This is a genomic window from Flavobacterium sp. LC2016-23, assembly GCF_009674775.1.
Lineage (GTDB): Bacteria > Bacteroidota > Bacteroidia > Flavobacteriales > Flavobacteriaceae > Flavobacterium.
In genome coordinates this window covers 1-1,344 of the sequence record NZ_WKKE01000061.1, presented here as the reverse complement: position 1 = coordinate 1,344, position 1,344 = coordinate 1, and the positions used below count along the sequence as shown (strand labels likewise).

The 1,344-nt window shown below is 34.1% G+C and carries 1 protein-coding gene; it reads left to right on the top strand.

The features are described 5' to 3' along the window. The first annotated feature begins 92 nt into the window (after nucleotides 1–92). On the top strand, nucleotides 93–1,289 hold the full coding sequence (locus GJU43_RS22685) for an IS256 family transposase (protein ID WP_154344179.1): 1,197 nt from the start codon (nucleotides 93–95) through the stop codon (nucleotides 1,287–1,289). Nucleotides 1,290–1,344: the final 55 nt, after the last annotated feature.

Sequence of the window (1,344 nt, the reverse complement as noted above, 5' to 3'; positions counted from 1 at the left end):
AAGGTAGTATCTCACTAACTGTGTAAGTTAAAAAATGATGGGGTTATAAAACCAGCATCATTTTTTTTTAACTTTAACATTTACACAGTCTTATGAAAAAAGAAGATTTATTATCAGATGAATTTTTAAAACAATTCAAAACAGGCGAAGACCTAAACGGTTTTCTTGCCCAATTACAAAAACGAGGGATAGAAGCTATTCTATCAGGAGAGCTGGATTCTCATCTAGGATATGAGAAACACGAAAAGACGCCTTCAACTAATTCTCGTAATGGTTTTTCCAATAAGAAGATAAAAACTTCATTTGGAGAATCAGACATTCAGGTTCCAAGGGACAGGGAAGCTTCTTTTAATCCCATGATTATTCCAAAACGTCAAAGTATGGTTGATGGATTAGAGAATGTTATTGTCTCTCTTTATGCCAAAGGAATGACCGTTAGTGATATTGAAGAACAAATAAGAGAAGTTTATAAATTTGACATATCAACCTCCACTATTTCTAGAATTACCGAATCTGTTTCCAGTGATATAACAGCTTGGCAAAATCGCCCGTTAGAGCCTGTTTATTTAATCGTTTGGATGGATGGGATTGTCTTTAAAGTTCGGGAGAACTCAAAGGTTATTAATAAAACTATTTACCTTGCTGTTGGCCTTAATCGAGATGGAAAAAAAGAAGTTTTGGGTATGTGGTTGGGCAAGAATGAAAGTTCCAGCTTTTGGTTAGGAGTTTTAACAGATTTAAAAGCTAGAGGTGTTGAGGATATATTAATTACGGCTACAGATAACCTAAACGGCTTTACTCAGACTATTAAAAATGTATTCCCTGAATCACAGACTCAAATCTGTGTAGTGCACCAAATACGCAACTCAGCGCGTTATGTAGTGTGGAAAGATAAGAAGGAATTCTCTAAAGATATGAAGCAGATTTATGATGCTCCAACCAAACAGGCTGCCAGGGCTTCTCTTGAAGATTTTGCTAATAAATGGAATAGTAAATATCCATATGCTGTAAAATCATGGCAAGACAATTGGGAAGAACTTACCATATTCTTTGACTTCCCAGTTGAAATTAGGAAAATAATTTATACCACTAATCTAATCGAAAATCTAAACGGTAAGATTAGAAAATACACCAAAAATAAATTATCATTCCCCACCGATGAAGCAGTTTTAAAATCTGTATATTTGGCTTTAAGAGAAGCTACCAAAAAATGGACAATGCCAATCCATAATTGGGGATTAATACTCAATCAGTTCTTAACTATATTTGAAAAAAGGGTCCAACTTTAATTAAAAAGTCAAACCCCGTTATTTTTAAACTTACACACTTTTTAGGACAGTGTCT